The organism is Flavobacterium sediminis (assembly GCF_003148385.1).
GTDB lineage: Bacteria > Bacteroidota > Bacteroidia > Flavobacteriales > Flavobacteriaceae > Flavobacterium > Flavobacterium sediminis.
Map to the genome: position 1 here is coordinate 2,969,595 of NZ_CP029463.1, position 23,861 is coordinate 2,993,455.

General features: G+C 34.4%; 30 protein-coding genes. 10 read left to right on the forward strand and 20 right to left on the reverse strand.

Going from position 1 to position 23,861, the window contains the following annotated elements; translation table 11 throughout:
* The 15 genes from DI487_RS13765 to DI487_RS13835 form a co-directional block, all read right to left on the reverse strand.
* Positions 1 to 1,080, reverse strand: coding sequence for an HlyD family secretion protein (locus tag DI487_RS13765; RefSeq protein ID WP_109570147.1), 1,080 nt, complete (start codon positions 1,078 to 1,080; stop codon positions 1 to 3).
* Positions 1,081 to 1,095: 15 nt separating this feature from the next.
* Positions 1,096 to 2,406 carry a TolC family protein gene (locus DI487_RS13770; RefSeq protein WP_109570148.1) on the reverse strand — a complete coding sequence of 437 codons (1,311 nt, stop codon included), beginning with the start codon at positions 2,404 to 2,406 and terminating at the stop codon, positions 1,096 to 1,098.
* Between the two features lie 42 nt (positions 2,407 to 2,448).
* On the reverse strand, positions 2,449 to 3,063 hold the full coding sequence (locus DI487_RS13775; RefSeq protein WP_109570149.1) for a TetR/AcrR family transcriptional regulator: 615 nt from the start codon (positions 3,061 to 3,063) through the stop codon (positions 2,449 to 2,451).
* Positions 3,064 to 3,168: 105 nt separating this feature from the next.
* Entirely contained in the window at positions 3,169 to 4,143 is a 975-nt protein-coding gene (locus DI487_RS13780) for a DMT family transporter (protein ID WP_109570150.1), read from the reverse strand.
* A gap of 59 nt (positions 4,144 to 4,202) precedes the next feature.
* Positions 4,203 to 5,048 carry a helix-turn-helix domain-containing protein gene (locus tag DI487_RS13785; RefSeq protein WP_109570151.1) on the reverse strand — a complete coding sequence of 282 codons (846 nt, stop codon included), beginning with the start codon at positions 5,046 to 5,048 and terminating at the stop codon, positions 4,203 to 4,205.
* Positions 5,049 to 5,150: 102 nt separating this feature from the next.
* On the reverse strand, positions 5,151 to 6,254 hold the full coding sequence (locus DI487_RS13790) for an MBL fold metallo-hydrolase (protein ID WP_179948682.1): 1,104 nt from the start codon (positions 6,252 to 6,254) through the stop codon (positions 5,151 to 5,153).
* Between the two features lie 16 nt (positions 6,255 to 6,270).
* Positions 6,271 to 7,182 carry a helix-turn-helix domain-containing protein gene (locus tag DI487_RS13795; RefSeq protein WP_109570153.1) on the reverse strand — a complete coding sequence of 304 codons (912 nt, stop codon included), beginning with the start codon at positions 7,180 to 7,182 and terminating at the stop codon, positions 6,271 to 6,273.
* A 62-nt stretch (positions 7,183 to 7,244) separates the two neighbouring features.
* Positions 7,245 to 8,045 carry an SDR family oxidoreductase gene (locus DI487_RS13800; protein ID WP_109570154.1) on the reverse strand — a complete coding sequence of 267 codons (801 nt, stop codon included), beginning with the start codon at positions 8,043 to 8,045 and terminating at the stop codon, positions 7,245 to 7,247.
* A 208-nt stretch (positions 8,046 to 8,253) separates the two neighbouring features.
* A complete protein-coding gene (gene trpA, locus DI487_RS13805) occupies positions 8,254 to 9,015 on the reverse strand; it encodes a tryptophan synthase subunit alpha (RefSeq protein WP_109570155.1) in 762 nt (253 codons plus the stop codon).
* A 36-nt stretch (positions 9,016 to 9,051) separates the two neighbouring features.
* A complete protein-coding gene (gene trpB / locus DI487_RS13810; protein ID WP_109570156.1) occupies positions 9,052 to 10,233 on the reverse strand; it encodes a tryptophan synthase subunit beta in 1,182 nt (393 codons plus the stop codon).
* Position 10,234: 1 nt separating this feature from the next.
* A complete protein-coding gene (locus DI487_RS13815; RefSeq protein WP_109570157.1) occupies positions 10,235 to 10,867 on the reverse strand; it encodes a phosphoribosylanthranilate isomerase in 633 nt (210 codons plus the stop codon).
* A gap of 23 nt (positions 10,868 to 10,890) precedes the next feature.
* Positions 10,891 to 11,676 carry an indole-3-glycerol phosphate synthase TrpC gene (gene trpC / locus DI487_RS13820; RefSeq protein ID WP_109570158.1) on the reverse strand — a complete coding sequence of 262 codons (786 nt, stop codon included), beginning with the start codon at positions 11,674 to 11,676 and terminating at the stop codon, positions 10,891 to 10,893.
* Between the two features lie 19 nt (positions 11,677 to 11,695).
* Entirely contained in the window at positions 11,696 to 12,691 is a 996-nt protein-coding gene (gene trpD, locus DI487_RS13825; RefSeq protein WP_109570159.1) for an anthranilate phosphoribosyltransferase, read from the reverse strand.
* Positions 12,692 to 12,730: 39 nt separating this feature from the next.
* The gene (locus DI487_RS13830) at positions 12,731 to 13,294 is read right to left on the reverse strand and encodes an anthranilate synthase component II (RefSeq protein WP_109570160.1); all 564 of its coding nucleotides are present in this window, start codon (positions 13,292 to 13,294) and stop codon (positions 12,731 to 12,733) included.
* A gap of 18 nt (positions 13,295 to 13,312) precedes the next feature.
* The gene (locus tag DI487_RS13835; protein ID WP_109570161.1) at positions 13,313 to 14,713 is read right to left on the reverse strand and encodes an anthranilate synthase component I family protein; all 1,401 of its coding nucleotides are present in this window, start codon (positions 14,711 to 14,713) and stop codon (positions 13,313 to 13,315) included.
* 409 nt (positions 14,714 to 15,122) lie between these two features.
* Here DI487_RS13835 and DI487_RS13840 point away from each other — a divergent pair, with 409 nt between their 5' ends.
* From DI487_RS13840 to DI487_RS16730, 7 genes are read left to right on the forward strand one after another with little or no spacing between them, the layout of a single operon-like run.
* Positions 15,123 to 15,674 (forward strand): TetR/AcrR family transcriptional regulator, encoded by a 552-nt coding sequence (locus DI487_RS13840; protein ID WP_109570162.1) that lies wholly within the window; start codon positions 15,123 to 15,125, stop codon positions 15,672 to 15,674.
* Between the two features lie 6 nt (positions 15,675 to 15,680).
* A complete protein-coding gene (locus tag DI487_RS13845; RefSeq protein WP_109570163.1) occupies positions 15,681 to 16,082 on the forward strand; it encodes an acyl-CoA thioesterase in 402 nt (133 codons plus the stop codon).
* Between the two features lie 18 nt (positions 16,083 to 16,100).
* Positions 16,101 to 16,592, forward strand: a complete 492-nt coding sequence (locus tag DI487_RS13850; RefSeq protein ID WP_109570164.1) for a PaaI family thioesterase — start codon at positions 16,101 to 16,103, stop codon at positions 16,590 to 16,592.
* Positions 16,593 to 16,594: 2 nt separating this feature from the next.
* Positions 16,595 to 17,461: an alpha/beta hydrolase family protein gene (locus DI487_RS13855; RefSeq protein WP_170108215.1), complete on the forward strand. Its 867-nt coding sequence runs from the start codon at positions 16,595 to 16,597 to the stop codon at positions 17,459 to 17,461.
* Positions 17,462 to 17,520: 59 nt separating this feature from the next.
* Positions 17,521 to 17,904, forward strand: coding sequence for a hypothetical protein (locus tag DI487_RS13860; RefSeq protein ID WP_218925774.1), 384 nt, complete (start codon positions 17,521 to 17,523; stop codon positions 17,902 to 17,904).
* A complete protein-coding gene (locus tag DI487_RS13865) occupies positions 17,897 to 18,226 on the forward strand; it encodes an SCO family protein (RefSeq protein WP_109570167.1) in 330 nt (109 codons plus the stop codon). Before DI487_RS13860 ends, DI487_RS13865 begins: the two co-directional genes overlap by 8 nt.
* Positions 18,177 to 18,467 carry an SCO family protein gene (locus DI487_RS16730; protein WP_109570168.1) on the forward strand — a complete coding sequence of 97 codons (291 nt, stop codon included), beginning with the start codon at positions 18,177 to 18,179 and terminating at the stop codon, positions 18,465 to 18,467. Before DI487_RS13865 ends, DI487_RS16730 begins: the two co-directional genes overlap by 50 nt.
* Before the next feature lie 281 nt (positions 18,468 to 18,748).
* Here DI487_RS16730 and DI487_RS13875 read toward each other — a convergent pair whose 3' ends face one another.
* The 4 genes from DI487_RS13875 to DI487_RS13890 form a co-directional block, all read right to left on the reverse strand.
* Positions 18,749 to 19,741 (reverse strand): alpha/beta fold hydrolase, encoded by a 993-nt coding sequence (locus DI487_RS13875; protein WP_109570169.1) that lies wholly within the window; start codon positions 19,739 to 19,741, stop codon positions 18,749 to 18,751.
* Positions 19,742 to 19,845: 104 nt separating this feature from the next.
* Complete coding sequence (locus DI487_RS13880; protein WP_109570170.1) at positions 19,846 to 20,415, reverse strand: YceI family protein; 570 nt, start codon at positions 20,413 to 20,415, stop codon at positions 19,846 to 19,848.
* A gap of 37 nt (positions 20,416 to 20,452) precedes the next feature.
* Positions 20,453 to 21,085 (reverse strand): NAD(P)H-dependent oxidoreductase, encoded by a 633-nt coding sequence (locus DI487_RS13885; protein WP_109570171.1) that lies wholly within the window; start codon positions 21,083 to 21,085, stop codon positions 20,453 to 20,455.
* Between the two features lie 5 nt (positions 21,086 to 21,090).
* Positions 21,091 to 21,546, reverse strand: coding sequence for a MarR family winged helix-turn-helix transcriptional regulator (locus tag DI487_RS13890; RefSeq protein WP_109570172.1), 456 nt, complete (start codon positions 21,544 to 21,546; stop codon positions 21,091 to 21,093).
* A 131-nt stretch (positions 21,547 to 21,677) separates the two neighbouring features.
* Here DI487_RS13890 and DI487_RS13895 point away from each other — a divergent pair, with 131 nt between their 5' ends.
* The 3 genes from DI487_RS13895 to DI487_RS13905 are packed head-to-tail and all read left to right on the forward strand — an operon-like array spanning position 21,678 to position 23,134.
* On the forward strand, positions 21,678 to 22,190 hold the full coding sequence (locus DI487_RS13895; protein WP_109570173.1) for a TlpA family protein disulfide reductase: 513 nt from the start codon (positions 21,678 to 21,680) through the stop codon (positions 22,188 to 22,190).
* Between the two features lie 4 nt (positions 22,191 to 22,194).
* Positions 22,195 to 22,803, forward strand: a complete 609-nt coding sequence (locus DI487_RS13900; protein WP_109570174.1) for a thioredoxin family protein — start codon at positions 22,195 to 22,197, stop codon at positions 22,801 to 22,803.
* Between the two features lie 22 nt (positions 22,804 to 22,825).
* Complete coding sequence (locus DI487_RS13905) at positions 22,826 to 23,134, forward strand: rhodanese-like domain-containing protein (protein WP_109570175.1); 309 nt, start codon at positions 22,826 to 22,828, stop codon at positions 23,132 to 23,134.
* Positions 23,135 to 23,180: 46 nt separating this feature from the next.
* Here DI487_RS13905 and DI487_RS13910 read toward each other — a convergent pair whose 3' ends face one another.
* A complete protein-coding gene (locus DI487_RS13910) occupies positions 23,181 to 23,858 on the reverse strand; it encodes a Crp/Fnr family transcriptional regulator (RefSeq protein ID WP_109570176.1) in 678 nt (225 codons plus the stop codon).
* Positions 23,859 to 23,861 lie beyond the last annotated feature (3 nt).

Below are 23,861 nucleotides of genomic sequence, written 5' to 3' on the forward strand. Positions count from 1 at the left end.
TTATTTTAAGTGTACGTCTACATCTACATTCATTCCTGCGCGAAGTAAACTTAATTTTTCTTTGTCGTTAGAGTTTTTAAAATTGATCTTAACCGGAAGTCTTTGCACGGTTTTTACGAAATTTCCGGTAGCATTGTCAGGGGGCAAAAGGGAGAAACGTGATCCGGTAGCCGGAGAGAATGAAGTAACTTCACCTACAAATTTATAGTCAGGATAAGCATCAACTTTTATTTCAACTTCTTGTCCCAAACGCATTTTGTCTAATTGGGTTTCTTTGAAATTAGCAACTACCCAAACGTCTCCGGTTTCGATGATATAAAATAACGATTGTCCGGCCTGAACCATTTGTCCCGGTTGCAGATCAACAGTTGAAACTTGTCCGTCAATAGCCGCAGTCACTACGGTATAGCCTAAGTTTAATTTAGCAGCATCTAATTGGGCTTGTGCTCTTTTTATATTAGCTTGAGCTACTTGTGTTTGTTTGCTGGAAACATTTGAACGGGAAACAGCTACTTTTTTCTGATAATCAGAAGCTGCTTTCTGATCTTGCAACACTTTCAGTTCATTTTCTGCCACTTGTTTGGCTGCCAAGGCTTGTTCGTATTGTTGTTTAGTGATCGATTTGTTTTTGTATAGGTTCTCAAAACGTTCAAAGTCGTTAGTGGCTCTCCACACTTTTACTTTAGCATTTTCAATACTATTAGTATAGGATTGTGCATTGGCAGCAGAAACTGATACACCGGCTGCCGCGCTTCCTACATCAGCTTTAGAGACTTCTAAATTGCTTTCTGCCGCTAAAAGCGCTGCCTGAGCCTCTTCAAAGCGTACCAAATAATCACTGTTGTCGATAACGAATAAAGTATCTCCTTTTTTAACGTATTGATTGTCTTTTACATATATTTTCTGAACGTAACCGCTTACTCTGGGAATAATCGGTGACATGTTTTGTTCTATCTGGGCATCATCGGTAGTTTCGTGAGCCAAAGAGTGGAAGTATTTGTATCCACCGTAAACCACTCCTAAGGTTACTAAAACAATTAGGATGATCGTAAATTTTTTATTTGTTTTTTTTGTTTCCATTTTTTGGTCAGAAATTTATTGTTGAACAGATTGGGTTAAGTTTCCTTTAGCAAAAGCCAATTCGTAATATTTTTGAAGAATATCTGCTTTTGAAACCGCCTTATTGATATTAGCCTGAAGTTGTTCTACATCGGCTTCCAGTAGATCATTAGTATTGGATAAACCGTTGTCGTATTTGTCTTTTACAATTCTGTAGTTTTCTGTAGCTTGTTCAGCAGCTAAGTTGTATACATTGTATTGTTTTTGAGCTAAGGTGTAGTTTTCCTGAGCTTCGTGAACTTCTTCTTTAATTTGATCGGTTAAAAGAGCTACGGATTGTTTTGCTTCTTCCGATTTGCTTTTGGCGACCTTAACTTCTGCATTGTTTTTAAAAATAGACGATAAGTCATAAGAAACACCAACTCCAAAGTTTATGGCATTAGTCATGGTAAAGGCATTTTTGATGTCTACGGCAACATATCCGCCTACTAGATTAATAGAGGGATAATAGTTTCCTTGTGCTATTTTAATCCCGTTTTCCGCTGCTTTTTGTTTGTATTCTGCTGCTTGTAGGTCACTGCGTTGTGCATCGCCGGCAGCTATTGCCTGGAACGAATCAATTCCGTTAGGATCAATTTCAATAGTTGAATTTTCAGCAATTCCCAAAAGATTTTTCAGTTTGAAATTCAATACATCCAGATTCTTCTGGTTCTGATCAATCATCAATTGTACGTTAGATTCCTGCAATTGTGCTTTTAGCATATCGTTGTGTGCCAACAAACCGTTGTCTTCCATAGCTTGGAAGTCCACTACACGTTGGTGAGCGCTTTTCAGGTTATCTTGTAATAAATCCAACATTTGTTGGGTTTTATAGATCGCCAGATACAAATTAGTAGCATATAAAGCCACTTGTTCTTTTGTATATTCGGCTTCTAAACTTTCCGATTCATGCAAATTCTCAGAGGCTTTAATGTTTTGACTGATTTTGAATCCGTTGAATACCGGAATACTCACATTAGCCATTCCTAAAAGCAATTGGTTTATTTTACCGGTACTTCCGCCGGAAGAACCGGAACTTGAATCACCGAACAAAGGCGAACTGATGTTCGGTTCTGTCAACCGGAAATATTGTCCCGAAAGCGTTGCGCTCGGGTAGCGGTTGTTTTTAGCCTTTTTGACTTCATAATCTGAGGTCGTTACTTTAGCCTCGGCTAAAACGGCTTGCTTACTTTGTGTCGTAGCCATTTCAACGGTTTGTTTTAAGGTCAGCTTTTGTGTTTCCTGAGCTTGTCCCGTAAAAGAAACCAGTTGAAAAAGAACTAAAATAAGCGAAAATTTACTTTTCATAGTGTTTCGATTTCTGTTGAGGTTTTGAGTTATATAGTTATGTTAGTTTAAAATAATTGCGTGAATTGCTCTGATCAGATCATCTGTAAAAGTGCTGTAGATATATTGTTCAAATTCTTCTTCCGTTTTCAGGTCTAATACTTTTTGGTAAAAAGCCTTGTTGGTATAGAATTGGGTCAGCGTTCCGATAATTACCGGAGGAATCATCAATACTTTTATATTCGGGCGAAAAACCTTCTGTTCCTGACCTTCTTTAATGATGTCTTCGATCAGATCCAGATTTTGTCTCTTAATGTCAATAAAAACATCGTAATTGATGTCGCGTTTTTGCGAAATGATCTCCACATGCAGAATTTGATAAATACTGCGATTCTCATAAATACGATGCACATAAAAGCGCACCAGTTTTTCCATTTTTTCTATCGGCGAAATGTTTTCTTCGAAAAGGTTGGCTAACATTAAGCGCATAGCGGAAATACGGTTCAGTACAATAGCTTCCAAAAGCTTTTCTTTGGAACCGAAATAATAAGAAATCATAGCAATGTTGATATCAGCTGCTTTGGCAATATCACGAATGGAAGTTCCGTCGAAGCCTTTTTCTGCGAATAAAGTTTCGGCTATTGTAATGATTTCGATTTGTTTAGCATTTAACTCCATTTCATTTTAATTTACGACGCAAAGTTAAACACTTGTTTAAATTAAACATTTGTTTAAAAATGATATTAACAAAAATTTAACAAAACAGAATCTTGCTATTTAATTTCAAGAAACAGCTATTTCAGTACGCTTTTTGGATTGATATAATACATTCCAAAAGTGAAGAATTAATCCGGTGAACACAATAAGCATTCCTATTTGTCCATAAGTTCCGGGGAAAGAAGTTCCTAATAAGATCATCTCGCCTAATAATGTAAAGATGATTTCCAAAGCTTGAGTTGCTTCGATAGCAGCAATGGCTATGGGATTTTTATGAACCATTTGGGTAGCATGATAAAAAGCTGCTCCGCCTAAAAAACCTGAAAGTAAAGCTGAGTATAATGATGCTTGACATTGAGAAATTGGCGGTAATCCTGATTGTGTGTAACCGATAATTGCTAATACAATTAATAAAGGTATAGATCCGATACTCATACCTAATACGCGTTGTACGGCATTGAGTTGGAGATTATTTTCTTCAAGATCAACCATTAATTTTCGGTTTCCTAAAGGCCAAACAATTGCACCAATGAGAACTAATATAAAGCTGATTGCGATTTCGGAAGAATTTCCTAAACCATCTGCTTTTTCAAATTGCATAACAAGAACTCCTACCAAAATTAAAAGGGAAAGGAATACTGCTTGTTTAGGAATTTTGCGTCGGTGATCTTTATAAATAAAAGGAGCAAGTAAAATTCCAAATACAATATTCATTTGAAAAGAAGCAGCGATCATCCATCCTGGGGCAAAAAGGGAAGCTAAAGCCACAAAACTATATAAGATCCCGAAGCCAATAATTCCCCATTTGATGAAAATCATAGGCTTTAAAATCATGGCTTGTACTAAAGGACGTAGTTTTTTGTTAGCTAACAAAACTAAGGCTAAAATAGGAATGAGGAAAAAGGTACGCAGATTTGCTGTCCAAGCCCAATGTCCACCTGATTCTGCAATTAAGCTGTTGATTAAAAATGTTGAGGATAGAAAGAATGATGCAATTATTCCCCAAATTATTCCTTTAAGTGATTGAATAGTAGTTCCCATTTTGCAAAGGTATTATGCCTTTGGTTGTAGATTATGGTACATTTTGGGTAACTTATGGTTTAAATCATTCTTTTTTTGCGAAATTCAGCCGGAGTAATTCCCGTGTGTCTTTTGAAAAATCGTCCGAAGAAAGCCGGATCATTAAATCCTAATTCGTAACTGATTTCTTTGATGGAACCGGTTGAGGTTTGCAATTCAATTTTACTTTCGGTAATTAATCGTTCTTGAATGAGTTCAAAAAGAGTACTTCCGGTAGTTTTTCGGCAAATTGCATTTAGTTTTTTACCGTCGATATTTAGTTTTTCAGCATAATAGGAGGCAAGATGTTCGCTTTTATATTTCACTTCTAAAAGTTGTTTGAGCTCTTGAAATATTTTACGATTGGCTAAATCTAATTGTTCTTTAGGATGTTGGTTGACTTGTATTTTATTGGCTTGAAGAATAAAAAGTGACACATAATGAAAAATGATGTTGAGATCTTGCTTTTCAGCCTTAAGTTCTTCATTGATTTGTTCAATAAGATGAATGAATTTCTGCAATTGATTTTCGTCTAAATCAATGTATGGAAAAGGAGAATAGCTATCTAACAAACCCTTTTCGCTTTCTTGTTTGTGAATTTTTAAAAACGTGCTGTATAGCTCTTCACCAAAAAATACCAACCAACCTTCTCGTTCAAAATTTTCAATGATATGAACTTGTCCTTTTTGGATAAAATAGAGTCGGTTAGGTTGAATATCAAAAGGTTTATAATCAATTAAATGCTTGCCTGATCCTTTTAACGGAAGAATAAATTCATAATGGTCATGTCGGTGCGGAACAGCAGATAGATCATTCAAATCTTTATGCAGTCTGGCAATATGAAGATATTCTCCATGAAGTAATTCCTGAACAGGCAGTTTATTCATATCTTATTCTCAGATAAAAGCTAGTTAACAAATTTAAAAACTATTTTTAAAAGAATCAGAAACAGGATAATTAACGGTTTATTGTTTTGAGAAAAATAGGTTTTAATTCAAACCTTCCCACCATCTTTCAAAGGTTTGTGTAGTGTCATTCAGTTTTACAATTTCTCCGATTTTAGGTGTAATTAATGCAATGGAACTACTATCTTTTTCGTGTAATGCTGAAATAGTTTTAAGTGGTTCGTCCCAAGTATGATTAGCTAGTTTAAATTTAGACGAATGGATAGGAAGCAATCGTTTGGTCTTTAGTTCTTTTGCTGCTTTTAAACCTTCTTTCGGTAGCATGTGAATAGCTTGCCAAGCGAGATTATATTGCCCGTTGTCTAAGAGTGCTAAATCAAAACCGTTAAATTTTTCTCCGATTTCTGTAAAATGAGAGTCATAACCACTGTCTCCGCCAAGATACATTTTGAAATTATCTGTTTGCAATATAAAAGACAGCCAAAGCGTATTATTTCGGGTAAAGCCTCTACCGGAGAAATGACGTGCAGAAGCCGTATGTATTGAAAAGTCATCAGCAATATTGAAACTTTCATTCCAGTCTTTTTCGATGATCTTTGAAGCATCAAATTTCCAATAGTCAAAATGTTGTCCTACACCTAATCCGCAAATAATGTTTTTAATTTTAGGTTTTAGCTTTAGAATTGTAGGATAATCCAAATGGTCATAATGATCGTGTGTGATGAGTAAATAATCAATTTCAGGCATGTCTTCAGCCGAATAAACATCACTTCCCTTAAAGGAAGTATTGGAATTAGGAATAGGAGAGGCATTCCCGCTAAAAACCGGATCGATCAGGAATCGTTTTCCGTTAAGTTGTATAAAATAAGAGGAATGTCCAAACCAAACCAACACATTTTCAGTAATCGGCAAATTTTTTAAATCTGTTTTTACAGAAGGAATGACATCTACAGGTTTAGTTCTTGGAAATGATTTAAAAATGAAATCATATAAAACACCTGTCATTGAATAACCTTCAGTTACTGTTGGTGTATGATGAATGTTTTGGAATTTACCGTCTTTATAGTTAGGAGACTGTTGTAAAAGTTCTAGCCGTTTTCCAGCGGGAGTCTTTCCAAATTGCGGGTGATTCATAAAAAGAAATACAGCAATTGTCAAAAGCAGAATTACAGAGATCAAAATTGTCATTATTCGCTTGATAGTTTTAATTAAATGTTGCACGGAATTCTAAAGGTGACATTTCGGTTTTTTTCTTGAATAGTTTGTTGAATGACTGTGGGTATTCAAATCCCAATTGGTACGCAATTTCACTAACGGAAAGCTGAGAAGTCGTGAGCAATTCTTTACTCTTTTCAATAATTTTGTTGTGAATATGAGCCTGAGCACTTTGTCCGGTTAAGTTGCGCAACACATCACTTAAATAATGTGCTGACAAGTTAAGTTGCCCTGCAAAATATTCGACTGTAGGCAATCCGTTATGTAAAGTTTCTTCATTACTAAAATAATCATTCAACAGCTTCTCCATTTTAGTGACCAGATTATGGTTTACCGCTTTTCGGGTAATGAACTGTCTTTCATAAAAACGATTACTGTAATTGAGTAACAAATCAATTTGCGAAAGAATAATATCCTGAGTATGTCGGTCGATATGTTGATATTCCCGTTCTATTTTTTGAAAGATCTCAATGATATTTTTTTCTTCCGGATCTGAGAGATGTAAAGCCTCATTGACGGAATAGGAAAAGAAACCATAGTTTTTAATTGAAACCTGCAAAGGGTGTTTATGCAAAAAATCAGGATGAAACATCAGCATATAACCTTCTCCGCATTCCACATTTATTTGTTGAATATCAGCAATACTAAGCGATTGTACTTGCTTAGGCGCAATAAAATTCATCGTACCTTTTTCAAAATCATAATATTCTTGTCCGTATTTCATTTTTGCAGCTACATTCTTTTTGAGTGAAATGCAGTAAAAATTAGCAAAAAATTGTTCCCAGATTTCACTTTCCGCCGGCTTTAAATCTGAAACGGAAATTACGCTGACCAAAGGATGTAACGGATCAGGCAGAGCCAAAAGCTTATGGAATTCAGATATGGAATTGATGATATACATGATGTTCTCTCTTTACAAATTTACAAAAAGCAACTATAGAAAGATAGTTGCTGGATTCATTGTTACCCGAATTGCTGTTTAATTTCTTGTATGAATGCTTCTTTACCGATTTCTAATCGTCTTTCATAAAGAAAATGAGCATCGGCTCCAGCCAAATAGCGTATTTGATCTTTGTCATCTGTTGCTGCTTCGTAAACGACTTCTGCAATTTGTTCGGCAGTTGAGGCATTTTTCATCATACCTTCAACAGCTTCAAACAATTTATGTTCAATGTCGGAGTATTCAGATTGTGCATTAAAATCCATTGATCTGCCTGCAAAATCAGTTGAAATTCCTCCCGGAGCCACAGTTTTAATTCGAATACCCAATGGACTCAATTCAAAAGACATACTTTCAGACCAGCCTTCTAAAGCAAATTTGGTAGCATGATAGATGGAATGTAAAGGAAAGCCCATAAACCCGCCTATAGAAGTAGTACTGATAAATAAACCGTTTCTTTTTTCTCTGAAATAAGGAATAAAAGCTTGCGTTACACGTAAAACTCCTAGCAAATTGGTATTGATCTGACGAATGATTTTTTCGTCACTTAGTCCTTCTAAAGCACCCATTAAACCATAACCGGCATTATTAAAGACCACATCAATAGTTGATTTTTCGATTGCTTGTTTAACTGTAGTTTGTATTTGCTCCGGATCATTCACATCAAGTGGTAAAACGGTAACGTTTTCTAATGTAGTAAGTTCGGTTTCTTTTTCAGGATTTCGCATTGTAGCCATTACATGCCAACCTTTGCTCTGAAATAATTTAGCTGTAGCTTTTCCCAATCCGCTGGAAGCACCTGTAATAAAAATTGTTTTTGCCATTGTTCTTTAGTATTAAATTAGACCAGACAAAATTGGGTATAAAAGAAAAGAGGGATGTTTCCAAATAGTGGTTTATTGTATCCAAAATGTGGAGAAGTTATATTTTGTTAAAGTTTTCACCATTGTACATTAGGAATTATAGTGTAAAACTTCAATTTCCAGATTTTATAATTATATATTGGCTTTCTTGGTTGAATAATTAACCTTCTTACCGAACACTCTTTACAAATTTTCCAATATTCTTAATCGGGTTTTTACTTAAAAATTGAATAAAAGCACTGCCGATAATCGCTCCTTTCTGGTACGTTGTGGCTTGTATAAACGTAACCTGATCTTTAATACCGAAACCGACAATTTGCGGATTTTTTAGTTTTAAGTCGGCAATGCGTTTAAAATAAACAAATTGTTCCGTAGCAAAACCACTTTGACTTCCCGTAACTGCTGCCGAACTTACCATATAAATAAAGCTGTCGGAAATAGCATCGATTTGTTGAATACGTTCGTCACTGGTTTGTGGTGTGATTAAAAAGATGTTGTGCAAACCATAACGCTCAAACAAAGCTTTGTACTCGGCTTCATAAATAGCCAAAGGCAGGTCGGGAATAATTAAACCGTCAATGCCGATTTCAGCACATTTTTGACAAAATTTTTCCATACCGAATTGCATCATCGGGTTAAAATAGCCCATAATTAACAACGGGATTTGCACACTTTTCCGAATGTCTTTCAATTGTTCAAATAGCAACTGTGTTGTCATGCCGTTTGCAATGGCAACGGTCGAACTTTCCTGAATGGTTGGTCCGTCTGCTAACGGGTCACTGAACGGTAAGCCGATCTCGATCATGTCAATACCGTTCTTTTCGAGTTCCTTTATGATCGCTGCCGTATCGTTTAAATGCGGGTAACCTGCTGTAAAATAAATAGAAAGCAGTTTTTTGTCTTGTTGTAAAGCGTGATGTATTCGATTCATTTTTTTACGTTTTTTAGGTTGATAAGGAGTACAATTTCAATATCCGAAATAATTAATATAGGTATTCAGATCTTTGTCGCCACGACCGGAAAGATTAATCACAACAATGTTGTTTGGCTTAAAAGTTCTTTTGGTTAAAGCAGCTAAAGCATGTGCTGATTCAATGGCCGGAATGATGCCTTCTGTTTTGCATAAATTAAGTCCGGCTTGCATGGCTTCATCATCGGTAATGGCTTCAAAATCGGCTCTTTTTACATCGTGTAAATGCGCGTGTAACGGACCCACACCCGGGTAATCTAATCCGGCAGAAATAGAGTAGGGCTCCGTAATTTGTCCGTCTTCGGTTTGCATCAATAGTGTTTTGCTTCCGTGAATAATACCGATTTTTCCTAAAACGGAAGTGGCTGCACTTTCACCGGAATCTATACCATGACCTGCCGCTTCCACTGCAATAAGTTTTACGTTTTCGTTGTCTAAAAACTCAAAGAAAGCTCCGGCAGCATTACTTCCACCACCTACGCAAGCGATAACGTAATCAGGATTTTCTTTGTTTTCTAAATCCAATAATTGCGATTTAATTTCCTTAGAAATAATACTTTGGAAACGTGCCACCATATCGGGATAAGGATGAGGTCCAACCACCGAGCCAATGATATAAAAGGTATCCGTTGGGTTATTGATCCAATCGCGAATGGCTTCATTAGTGGCATCTTTTAAGGTTTTAGAACCCGATGTTGCCGGACGAACTTCGGCGCCCAACATTTTCATTCGTGCGACATTTGGCGCTTGGCGTTCAATGTCAATTTCGCCCATATACACAATACATTCCAATCCCATTAAAGCACATACCGTTGCTGTTGCCACACCATGTTGACCGGCTCCGGTTTCGGCAATAATTCGTTTTTTGCCTAATCTTTTTGCCATCAAAATTTGCCCGATGGTATTGTTGATTTTATGCGCTCCAGTGTGGCACAGATCTTCTCTTTTTAGATAAATTTTGGTATTGTATTGTTCCGACAAACGTTTTGCAAAATAGAGAGGAGTAGGGCGGCCTACATAATGTTCCAGTAAATTCTGAAATTCTTCCTGAAAAGAAGCTTCGTTCATGATCTGCAAATATTTCTGACGCAATTCTTCTACATTCGGATACAGCATTTCAGGGATAAAAGCTCCGCCGAATTGCCCGTAAAATCCTTTTTCAGTAACGTTATATTTCATTTTAAAAGGTGTTTATTTGTTGTTGAAATTGGTTTAATTGTTCTACATTTTTAATTCCGGGTGCTGTTTCAAACCGACTATTGATGTCTACTGCCAAACAATGTTGTGCTGCTTTTGTTTTTAAAAAGGTTTCAAGTTGTTTGACCTGTTCTAATCCGATGCCGCCACTCAAAAAATAGGGTTTGTCATACGGATATTGTTCCAATAGTTTCCAATCGAAAGTGACGCCGTTGCCACCGGGATTTTTACTCTTAGTATCCAATAAAAAGTAATCTGCGGCATCCAAATATTTCTTCATAATCTTAAAATCGAAATTTTCATCTACCGAAAAAGCTTTGATGATTTTGATGTCCAATTTTTTCAGTTTTTTACAGAATTCAGGTTTTTCATTTCCATGCAATTGTATGTAATCTAATTGTTTCTTTTTTACTGTAAGGAACACTTCCATCAATCCCGGATTCACAAAAACACCGACTTTCTGAATGTTTTCCGGTAAATCCGGTAACGTTTCCAGATTGCAGAAACGTCGGGAAGGTTCCCAAAAGATAAACCCTAAAAAATCAGGTAACAAAGCCGCAATTTCCTGAATATTTTCAGGATCTTTCATGCCGCATATTTTAAGTTTCGGTTCCATTGTATCGGGATTGAAAAAGAAATTTATGGGATTAATTCTTGAATGAAAGTTTGTGCTTCAGCTCCCGGGTTATCTGTTTTCATAAAATGTTCGCCCATTAAAAAACCTTGGTAACCAAATTGTTGCAATTCTTTAACAGCTGCTACAGAACTGATTCCGCTTTCGGAAACTTTGACAAATTCGTCAGGAATGTGAACGGAAAGTTCTTTGCTATAATCCAGACTGACTTCAAAGGTTTTTAAGTTGCGATTGTTTACACCAATCATATTCAAACTCGGCATGATCGATTTTTCCAATTCTTCCAAATTGTGAACTTCCAGCAATACTTCTAAACCTAAACTTTGGGCAAATTCCGATAAATATTTAATTTCTGTTCGGGTTAAAACCGCCGCGATCAGTAAAATAACATCAGCTCCGTTGGCTTTAGCTTCCAGTAATTGGTATTCGTCTATGATGAATTCTTTGCGTAAAACCGGAATGGAAACACTCGCTTTTGCTAATAAAACATCTTCTAGTGAACCTCCGAAGTATTTGCCATCTGTCAACACTGAAATGCCGCAAACACCGGCATTTTGATATCCCAAAACCACATCTTCTACATTGTGATTGAAGTTGATAACACTTTTTGAAGGCGAACGTCTTTTGTGTTCAGCAATAATTCCGGTAGAACTAAACGCAAGTATTTTGCGCAACGAATGCGTACGCGAATTGAAAAGATCAGTCGCTTCCAATTGGGCAACCGGAACAACTTTTTTCTTTAAAGCTACTTCCCGTTTCTTATCAGCAATGATTCGGTCTAGTATGTTCATGGTTATTCTCTTTTAGGTTTTAAAACGTACTTAATTCAATTAGCTTGTTCAATTTTTCAAAAGCTCGTTTGCTGTTCAAACTTTCCTGTGCCATTGCTAAGGCTTCTTCATAACTGTTTTGTTGAACGGTTTGAATGGCGATAGCCGCATTGGCACAAACGACATCATTTTGCGCTTGCGTTCCGTTACCTGAAATGATTTGGTAAAAGATCTGCGCGGCTTCATCAGTGGTGTTTCCACCTTTAATATCTGCTAATTGTGTAACTGATAATTTAAAATCTTGTGGCTGAAGAATTTGTTCCGAATGATTGGTAATGATCTTCACTTCATCCGAAAGGGAAATTTCGTCAAAGCCACTCAATCCGTGTAAAATGCTGTATTGCGTATCGGTGTTTTGATACAAATAAGCATACATTCGGGCCAATTCCAAACTAAAAACGCCTACCATTTGATGCTTTGGAAATGACGGATTGACCATAGGTCCCAAAATATTAAAAAAGGTTTTTACACCTAATTCTTTGCGAATGGGAGCCACCATTTTCATAGCCGGATGGAACAGTGGGGCATGTAAAATAACGACATTCGTTTCCTCAATCGCTTTTTTTAAAAAATCAGTATCATTTGTAAATTTCACACCCATTTTTTCCATCACATTGCTGGAACCGGAAATCGAGGAAACACCGTAGTTTCCATGTTTAGCAACCTTTATACCGGCACCGGCTACAATGAAAGAAGCCAAAGTCGAGATGTTAAAAGTGTCTTTTCCGTCGCCACCCGTTCCACACAGATCAATGGTATCGTATTCGGAGAAATCTACAGGAATACATAGTTCTAACAAGGCTTCGCGAAATCCGGCAAGTTCTTCTACCGTAATGCTACGCATCATGTACACCGTTAGAAAAGCGGCAATTTGACTTAAATTATATTCGCCTTGCGAAATGTTAACCAAGACATTTTTAGCTTCTTCTTGACTTAATATTTCGTGATTGATTAATCTATTGAGTATTGTTTTCATTTTTTTGGGAATTAAGAATTAGTAAATCAGTTTGCTTTTTTAATTCTTAAGCCAATTTTCTAAAATCTTTTTACCGTTAGGAGTTAATACACTTTCCGGATGGTATTGCACGCCTCTTACTTTGTATTGTGCATGTTTCAGTGACATAATTTGATTGTTTTCATCAACAGAAGTAACGATTAGATCTGTGGGTAAATTGTCATTAGAAAGTACCCAGGAATGGTAACGACCTACTTCAAATTCGTTAGGTAAATCATTGAAAATAAAATCGTTTTCTGTTTGTTTTACTGTTGTTGCAACACCGTGATATACTTTGTTTAAATTGGTTAATTTCCCTCCGAAAATTTCGCCAATGGCTTGTAAACCCAAGCAAACACCGAAAATATCTTTGGTAGGTGCATATTTTTGAATGACTTGCTTTAGCAATCCGGCTTCATCGGGAATTCCCGGACCGGGAGAAAGTAATATTTTTTTGAATGGTTTGAGTTCGTCTAATTCAAATTCGTCGTTGCGAAAAACAGTTACTTCGGCTCCTAAATCTTCTAAATAGTGAACCAAATTGTATGTAAAACTGTCGTAATTATCGATAACTGCTATTTTCATGGGATGTGATTTCTAAAATTAAATGGTTTCGGCAATGTCTAATGCTTTTTGTAAAGCGTTTAGTTTGTTGTACACTTCTTGGGTTTCGTTTTCTTCGGATGAACTTTCCACAATTCCGGCTCCCGCCTGAAAATGGAGCGTGTGATCTTTACTTAAAAACGTTCGGATCATAATGGAGTGATTGAAGTTTCCTTGAAAATCCATAACACCAATGGCACCGCCGTAGAAACTTCTGTTAGTGGTCTCTATACTTTCAATCAATTGCATGGCTTTTACTTTTGGCGCTCCGGTTAAGGTTCCGGCAGGAAACGTTTTGGCAACTAAATCCAAGAAATGGTTGTTATCTTTTATTTTTCCGGAAACTTTGGAAACCAGGTGAATAACGTGCGAAAAGAACTGAATTTCTTTGTACTTTTCTACGGTAACTTCGTTACAACTTCTACTTAGATCGTTACGGGCTAAATCGACCAGCATAACATGTTCACTGTTTTCTTTGGCGTCTACTGCTAATTTTTTAGCCAATTCTGCGTCTTGTTCGTCATTTCCGGTGCGTTTGAACGTTCCTGCAATAGGGTGAATCTCGGCTTGTGAATTATGGATAACTAATTGTGCTTCGGGTGACGAACCGAATACTTTAAAGCTTCCGTAGTCGAAATAGAATAGGTAAGGAGAAGGGTTGATGCTTCGCAAAGCACGATAGACATTGAATTCGTCTCCTTTAAAGTTTTGTGAAAATCTTCTGGATAAAACCAATTGAAATACATCGCCTCGCATGCAATGTTTCTTAGCTAAACGAACGTAGTTTTTATAGGTATCATCTGTTAAGTTAGACGTAAAATGTCCTTCTTTCTTAAAACTGAATGAAGCAAAGTTTTTGGCTTGTAACAGTTGTTGAATTTCGTTGATGTTATTGTTTTGGTCTAAACTGTGGCAAAAAATATAAGCTTCGTTTTTATGGTGATTGATGGCAATGATATTTTGGTACACTGAATAGAACATTTCCGGAATTTGATTTTCTGTCGATTTTTCACGGATATCAATTTTTTCAAAATATTGAACGGCATCGTAAGACATATAACCAAAGAGTCCTTGTGTGATAAATTTGAACGGCGACTTTTCAGTTTGAAAAGCTTTCGAAAATTGATCTAATTCGTTAAGAACTTGGTCTTTGTGGGTAATTGTGTTCGTTACCGAATTTTTGTCAGGAAAAGTTGTGGTAATTTGTTGGTTTTCCACTTTAAAAGTCGCAATCGGATTGAAACAGATGTATGAAAAACTGTTTTCATTGGCACGATAATCAGAACTTTCCAGTAAGATACTATTGGCAAATTTGTCGCGTATTTTCAAATAAATGCTTACCGGCGTAATGGTGTCAGCAAGAATTTGTTTGTGAAATGTATGTAATTTGAAGGTTTTCATTTGATGTTCTTTAAAATTGAGCAATAAAAAAAGGCTTGTCGTGATTGACAAGCCTTTTATGAGTATTTTGTTTTTAAATTATACTAATAGAAGTTTCGCTCACGACGTCTGACGTAAGTTGTACCACCACCAAGTATTGTTTAAAATGTTGTTCATGTTCTTAAATGTTGAAACAAATGTAAAAAATATTTTTTTAGAATTCCAAATTTAGATTAAAAAAATTATTCGGCTAAGAAATTGGTAAGCGGTTGAATGGTTTTACAAAGAGTTAATATAGAACTAGTTTGTAAACTCGTAAGTCTAGTTTTGAGCTTTAAACAGTGAACTTATAAATGAATTTTAGAAGTGGATATCATCAATTAGAATATTTTTATTATTTTTACCTACCTATAAGTAGATAGATTAAAATATGAAAGAAAGAATCATAGAAGAAGCTAATAAGCTTTTAGTAGAGAAAGGATATAATGCATTTAGTTATAAAAATATCACTGAAAAAATTGATATTAAAACGTCCTCTATTCACTATCATTTTCCGACAAAAAGTGATTTAGGAATTGCTATTATTCATAAACATCAAGAAGCTTTTGAACATACAATCTTAAAGACAAATGAGAAAACACCTATCGAAAAAATAAATAAATTATTCCTTTACTATAAAAGACTTGTTGCTGAAGAAAAAGTATGTATTGTTGGGGCTTTAACATCGGATATCAACACTTTAGATGAACCGTTGCGAAAAGAACTATTGTTTTTTACAGATAAAATAATACAATGGACAAATTCAATATTAGAAGACGGACAAAATCAAAAAGTTTTTAAAATTTTACCGAATTCTGAATTAAAAGCAAAACAGATAATAGCAAGTTTAATGGCATTTGCTCAATTTGCCAGAATTGAAAAAAATACTTCAGACTTTGAAAGTATGACACAAATGATTTTAGAAGAACTTATCATTAAATAATATAATATGGAAAATAGAATTTTGGAATATGAACTAACTATTAAAGAACATCATCTTGATTTTTACGGACATGTAAATAATGCTACTTATCTTCAACTTTATGAGGAAGCGCGTTGGCAATTCATTACGGATAATGATTATGGCTTAGACAAAATAAAATCATCTGGATTAGGTCCTGTGATTCTTGAAATAAAGCTTCGATTTATTAAAGAATTGCGATTAAGAGATAAAATAACTATTCATTCTCAAACAGGTGAATATAGTTCAAAAGTTGGTACTATGAAACAATGGATAACTGACAGTAAAGGGAATATTTGTTCAGATGTTGAATTGCATATAGGTTTATTTGATACAAAAAACAGGAAACTTGTAGAGCCTACAGAAGAGTGGCTTAGTGCAATTAGATAACTAAAAGATAAAAAAAGTATGATAGAATATAGACAGCGAAACTATTCATGGGAAGATCCTTTGAAAGGAATAAATCAAGCTAAGAATATAACAGGATTGGAATATTTAAAAGGTATTTTTGCCGGAAGTATAGCTGCTCCGCCTATTTTTAATACTGTAGATTTCAAGGTAATTTCAGTCGAAAAAGGACAAGTAATTTTTGAGTTTCATCCTAAAGAGTTTCATTACAACCCTGTAGGAAGTGTTCATGGAGGAATCGTTACTACAATTTTAGATTCTGCAATAGGTTGTTCTTTACTTTCTACTTTACCGGTTAAAACAACATTTACGACTCTGGATCTAAAAATTAATTTTGTTGCTAAAATAAATACAAAAACGCCAGTACTTAAAACCCATACAAAAATTATACATCAAGGTAAAACTACGGCATTATTAGAAGCAGATTTGATAGATAATAATGGAAAAGTGTATGCACATACTGTTTCTACCTGTATGATACTTCCTATATAATGATGATGAAAACAGAAAATTTTGAAGCTATTTGTAGTGACGGAATAAAGCTGAAAGGAACACTAATTATTCCTACTAATCCAAAAGCTGTTATACAATTTAATTGCGGAACTGCTACTAAAAAGGAGTTTTATCTTCCATTTCTAACTTTTTTAGCAGAAAACGGATATTTATGCTGCTTATGGAATTATAGAGGAAGTGAAAAGAGCGATGATCTTAAAAATAATTATTACAAGTTTTCAGATTATGGAACCAAAGATATGTCTGCAATTAAAACTTTTTTAGAAAATAGGTTCCCAAAGCTTCCCTTTCTCTTTATAGGACATAGTGTTGGAGGACAACAAATAGGTTTTATTGAAAATTTAGATAATGTAAAAGGTACGATTAATATTGCTGTTTCATCGGGTTATTATTCGAATATGCCATTTGCTTATAGAATGAAAGCTTATTTCTTTTTCTATGTTTTTTCGCCAATAAGTGTTTTAATAAGCGGTTTTGTTAATTCGAAACCTTATGGATTGATGGAAAACTTGCCTAAAGAAGTTGTATTTGAATGGCGTGATTGGCTAGAAAAAGAAAACTATTTTTTTGATGAAAAATTCTATGGAAAAACTGTTCCTAATGGAAATTTTAAAAACTTCAAATTCCCTATTCATGTTTATTACTCGGTGGATGATACTATTTCCAATTCAAAAAACACCAAAGCTTTTTGGCGAAATGTAAAGAGTGAAAAAGGCATAACATTTTCAGCATTGACACCAACAGAATTTGGATTGAAAAAAATTGACCATTTTGGTTATTTTAGGAAGAATATGAAGAATCATCTTTGGAAAGACATTGTAAATAAATTAGATAAATTTTTAGATTAACAAAAATGGAAAAGCAAAACAAAAAAACATTGATTTGGGCAAATATCATTATGATTGTAATGATAGTAATTCATGATACTGACCATGTTAGACAAGCATCTTGTTGGGATTATACCATTCCTTTATCGGTTTGGTTGGTAAATATAAGTGTTTATACACCTAGTTTAATCGCTTTATTTCTTATAAGTAAGAACAAAAACTCTGCTGCAATAGCAACTGTAATCAACGGTTTGTTAGTAGCGGCAGCATTTGCAGAAGTCCATTTATGGCGTCCTACATTTCCTGTATGGGGCATATGGAATTCAAATTTTTTCAAGCTCGGAGCAGATTCTATAAGTTGGACAGTTCTTGCTGTGACAATTTTTGTTGGTGTGGGTGTTTCTTTAACAGGAAACTATGTTAGAGGCAGGATATCTGTAATGGAAAAATTAAACCATGAATAAAATTATAAGAACCGTTCTCACTATTCTGGGAGTTATTTTTGTTATTTTTTTGATATGGTATAAGATAGATAACATTCCATATGGAGAAAATTTTACTCTTAATAATGAAAAAGGAAAGTGGGAGTTTAATCAAAATGCTAAGGAAATAAATTTACTGTATTTCGGTTTTACTTCTTGTGCTTCAGTTTGTCCTATGGCGTTAGCTTCGGTTAATAGTTCTTTTGATATGCTTACGCAAAGCGAACGTAAAAATGTTAGCGTAATTTTTATAAGTGTTGATTACAAAAAAGGATACTCCGGAGATAGTTTCAGAATATGCTAAATCTTTTAATAAAGACTTTGTTGGAATTACTGGAAATAAACAAGAAATAGATAAAACGATTGATTTGTTCCCTGCAGGTTATGTTATACAACAGAATAATAACTCTAATTTAAATTATTCGGTTTCTCACTCCGATAAGCTTTTTATCGTTGATAGAAATGGTAAAATGATAGATTATATTACAACTCCAAGAGATCCTGTAGAAATAGTCGAAACAGTAAGGAAGCATTTAAAAAAGTGACCTGTTTGCAATAAAGAGTAACACTAATGATTGAATTTTTATACTAGAAAATATTTTTAATTATAGTGTGTGTATTAATACAAATGAATTTTACTTTTTAGTCTAAAGTATAAAGTATAAGGAATAAAAAAGGCTTGTCACACGACAAGCCTTTTTTAAGTATTTTGTTTTAAATTATACTAATAGAAGTTTCGCTCACAACGTTTGACGTAAGTTGTGCCACCACCAAGTATTGTTTAAAGTGTTGTTCATCTTCTTAATTGTTGAAACAAATGTAAAAATTATTCGAGTAAGAAATCAGTTAAAGGTTGAATAAATTTTTCAAAAGATTCAATATGAGGTAAATGACCTATGTTTTCAATTTCGACTAATGTAGCATTCGGTATTTTTTGCTGCGTTTTTTTGCCCAGCTCATAATACAATCCTAGCGTTTCTCTAACATTTTCCGGAGCTAGATTTTTTCCTAAAGCGGTACGATCACGTGTTCCGATGATCAATAGAGTAGGTGCTTTTATATTCGGAAATTCGTAGACTACAGGTTGTGTCATAATCATGTCGTAGGTTAAAGCAGAATTCCAAGCAATGATCGGATAATCTTTGTGTAAAGTCCATCCGGCTAAAATATTAACCCATTGATCGTATTCCGGCTTCCATTTATTGTCGTAATAGAATTTTAGTTGGTAGTTTTTAATGGATTCGTAATTGCTTTTTAATTCTTTTTCATACCACCAATCAATAGGTTGGTAAGGTACAACTACTTTGTAATCTTCGAGTCCGATCGGGTTTTCCAAAATCAGTTTTTCAGTCATTTCAGGATACATCAATGCAAATCGAGTAGCTAGCATGCCTCCCATAGAATGTCCCAGAACCGCAGTTTTAGTAATGTTTAAATGATCTAAAATGGCTTTTGTATTTTGAGCCAATTGCTGAAAAGAATATTGAAAATGTTCTGGTTTGGTAGATTTCCCAAAACCAATCTGGTCTGGAGCGATTACTCGATATCCTTTAGCCGTTAAAGCTTCAATAGTGGTTTTCCAATAGGCTCCGTTAAAGTTTTTACCATGTAGTAAAAGGACATTTTTACCGTTGAAATTTTTAGGTTTTACATCCATATACGCCATTTGAAGCTCTTGGTTTTGAACTTTTAGCGCTATAAAATGAACCGGATACGGATATTTGTAGTTGCTTAAGTTTTGATCCAGAGGAACGGGTTTGTTTTGCGCAGTAGCTAAAAAAGTAACTAAGACAAGAACCAGAAGGCTAAGGTTTTTCATGAATTTCAGATTTATTATTGGTAGTGGTTTAAAATTACCATATAAAAGAAAAAAGTCCAAGGGATACTTGGACTTTTTCTTTTTCATAGCAAAGTTTATCTTGATTAGAAGCTTAAAGTAACGTCTAATTCGAATTCATCATAGATGGTTTTGTCACCTAAACCTGAGAAGAAAGAACCTGAACCGTATTTAATACCGAATTTAGTTCTGTCGATCACTAATTTACCTGTAGCAGAGTTTCCGTTTACAGTTAGATCAAAATTTACAGGTTGAGTAATTCCTTTGATTGTTAAATCAGCATATACAGTGTAAACACCGTTACCTTTGTCAGCGATTTTTTTGAATACTAAAGTTGAAGTAGGGAATTTTTCAACACCAAAGAAATCTTCAGCTTTTAAGTGTCCGTCTAATTTTGCTTTCCAGTCACCTTCTAAATCAGTAGTGTTGATAGAAGTCATATCTACAGTGAAGTTACCACCTACTAATTTTTTACCTTTTAAAACAACAGCACCTTCTTTTAAGCTGATTGTTCCTTCGTGTTGACCGGTAACTTTTTTACCTACCCAGTGTAATTTACTTTTTTCAACATTTACTTTCTTAGTGGTTTGAGCAGTTGTTGAAAAAGTAACAAAAGCTACTAATGCTAATGCGATTGATTTTAAATTTGCTTTCATGATTGTGAATTAAATTTTGAATTGGATTATTAATAGATTAAATTGTTTCGAATAATTTTTCAAGTGGTTTTCTAACTTTTTTGAAATGTTGTGTAGCATCTTCTTCATGACGGTAACCGATAGTTGCAACCAAAGAAGCATTCAACCCTTTTTCTGTTAGTCCTAATATCTTATTGTATTCAGCCGGAACAAAGCCTTCCATAGGCGTTACATCAATTTTAAGCTCAGCAGCAGCAGCTAAAAGGTTTCCTAAGGCAATATACGTTTGTTTGGAAGCCCAAGTATTTTTTACGTCAGCCGGTAATCCTGCAACATTAGCATTCATTACGTCTTGATATCCTTTTAAAGCTTCTGTTTGTATTCCGCGTGTTTCTGCAATATGATCGACAAATTTTGCGATATAAGTCTCGTCAATGTTAGTATGATTCACAAAAACCAATAGGTGAGAAGCATCAACGATTTGAGTTTGTCCCCAAGAAGCTGCTTGCAACTGTTTTCTGATTTCCGGGTTTTCAATAATTAATACTTTATAAGGTTGTAAACCGTATGAAGAAGCAGTTAATTGTATAGCTTCTTTTAAAATTGCTAAGTCTGTATCTGATACTTTTTTAGTAGCATCGAATTTTTTAGTGGCATAGCGCCAATTTTGATTGTCAATAAATGTACTCATTGTATTTAAATAGTTCTAAATTTTTCTAATAAATTGTTTAAATTTTCTAATTCTTCCCGGGTCAGGTTTTCCGCAAAATGGTTTTCATGAGTTACCACTAAAGGATCTAATTCTTTAAGAAGCGCTAATCCTTTGTCTGTGATCTCGATCTCCATTTTTCGTCTGTTTTCCGGACAAACTTCGCGAGTGACCAATTCTTTTAATAAAAGTTTGTCGACCAAACGTGTTGTGTTACTGGTTTTTGCGATCATTCGCTCCTGAATAACACACATATTTGCAGGTTTCCCTTTTTGTCCTCTCAAGATTCTTAAAACATTAAATTGTTCTGTAGATAATTCAAATGGCTTTAAGACCTCATTAAACTTTTCAGAAATAACATTTTGAGTGTACATTAAATTTAATAAAGTACGCTTTTCTAATGTTAGATCTGATGTTGCTTTTATGATTTCTTCTATTTTCATTTGTAATTACAAAATTTGTATGTACAAATGTAGTGTATTTTTGAATACTTGTATATACAAGTATGTTAATTTTTTATTAAAAAATTTCATAAGCTTTATTGCTTGGTTAATTTTAAAAAAAAATATTTCAGATGAGAAAAGCCATTATAGTGTTTTTATTGTGTACAGGATTTTTGTATTCACAAGATTTAAAGCCTGTTAAGAGCTATAAAAATGAAAATAGGGAAGTAGCTTCTTTTGATTTTGAACATTTGTCTCCTTTATTTGAACAAGATGATGATGCTACTTATGCTATTAATTTTTGGGCTACTTGGTGCTTGCCATGTGTTAAAGAATTGCCTTATTTTGAGAAACTGAATGAAACGTATAAAGGTAAAAATGTAAAAGTGATTTTAGTAAGCTTAGATTTCCCTAAGAAAATAGAATCTCAGTTATTGCCTTTTTTAGAACGAAAAAAAATTCAGTCTACTGTTTATGTTTTGGATGATCCGGATGCAAACAGCTGGATTGAAAAAGTAAATAAAGATTGGTCAGGAGCTATTCCGGCTACCGTTATATATAAAGGTAAAAACAAAAAGTTTTTTGAACAATCGTTTACTTATGAAGAATTAGAAAAAGAACTCTTATTAATACTAAACAATTAAAATTATGAAAACAATCAAATTTGTACTTACTGCATTGGTATTGGTGACAACCTTTGCTTTTACAGAAAAACCTGTTGAAGGTTATAAAGTCGGTGATGTAGCTACTGATTTTAAATTGAAAAATGTAGATGGCAAAATGGTATCATTAAAAGATTATAAAGATGCTAAAGGCTATATTGTGATTTTTACCTGTAATCATTGTCCGTTTGCTAAAGCGTATGAAGACAGAATCATTGCTTTAGATAAAAAATATAAAAAACTAGGATATCCTGTAATTGCTATTAATCCTAATAATCCTGAAGTCCAACCGGATGATAGTTACGATTTGATGAAAGTAAGAGCTAAGGAAAAAGGGTTTACCTTCCCGTATTTATTTGATGAAGGGCAAAAAATATATCCGCAATATGGCGCTACTAAAACGCCTCATGTTTTTGTTTTACAAAAAACGGTTAAAGGAAATGTTGTAAAATACATCGGGGCAATTGATGATAATCATACTGATGCTGAAGCTATAAAGGTAAAATATGTAGAAAATGCAGTTGATGCTTTGTTGAAAGGACAAGAAGTGAAAACCGATTTTACAAAAGCTATTGGTTGTTCTATTAAATCGTAGTACTTTTGTCAAAAAAATTACCATGAACTTAAATCAAAATGACTGGTGGAGCCAGTTTCTTCAAGATCCTAACGGAGTGATTCTGGACGTAAGAACAGAAGAAGAAAATGCGGCTCTCAGAATCCCCGAATCTATTAATATTGATTTCTACAAAGGTCAAGGCTTTGTATATAAAGTAGATGAACTGGATAAAAGTAAAAATTATTATGTTTATTGTTTAGCAGGAGGGAGAAGTGCTCAGGCTTGCAATGTTATGAAACAATTAGGATTTGAAAATGTTTACAATCTTTTAGGCGGGATTTCCGAATGGCAAGGTCCTGTTGAAGAATAAAAAAGGAGTCCTGCAGGACTCCTTTTTCTTTTTTAAGAAATATATTTTATGAGATTCTTTTTAGTTTGGTCTTGTCTTTAATGGCAATCTTTTTACCGATAAGCTCGATCCAGCCGTTTTTATTGAATTCGGAAAGCAAACGAATACAACTTTCCGTTGCCGTACCGATCATTCCTGCTAATTCTTCTCTTGAAAGTTGAATTTTCAAAGTTCTGTCAGCATTATTACCAAAAGTTTCCTCTAAGTAGATCAAGGTTTGCGCTAAGCGCTCTTTTACGGTTTTTTGAGCCATACTAACCATTAGATCATCAGCTTCACGCAGATCACCGCAAATAGTTTTCATGACATTCATAGAGAAGTCATTATTCAGATTGAAAAAGCCGATAACTTCTTTTCGGGGTACAAAACAAACCTGCATATCTTCTAAGGCAACAGCACTCAAATTAGTCGGTTCGTCACTAATCATCGAACGTTGACCTAATAATTCTCCCGGTTTAACCAGTTTTACAATTTGGTCTTTACCGTTAGCACTTAATTTGGTTAATTTACAAACACCGTCTTTGATACAAAAAATACCATTGATATTTTCGCCTTCTTCAAAAATGGGTTCTCCCTTTTTTATAGTATAGGAAGTTTTACAATTAGCCAGTTTCAATAACTCGTCTTTATTTAGTGCTTTTAACGAACTAAACTCTCTAACAATACATTGCTCGCATTTGCTCATAGT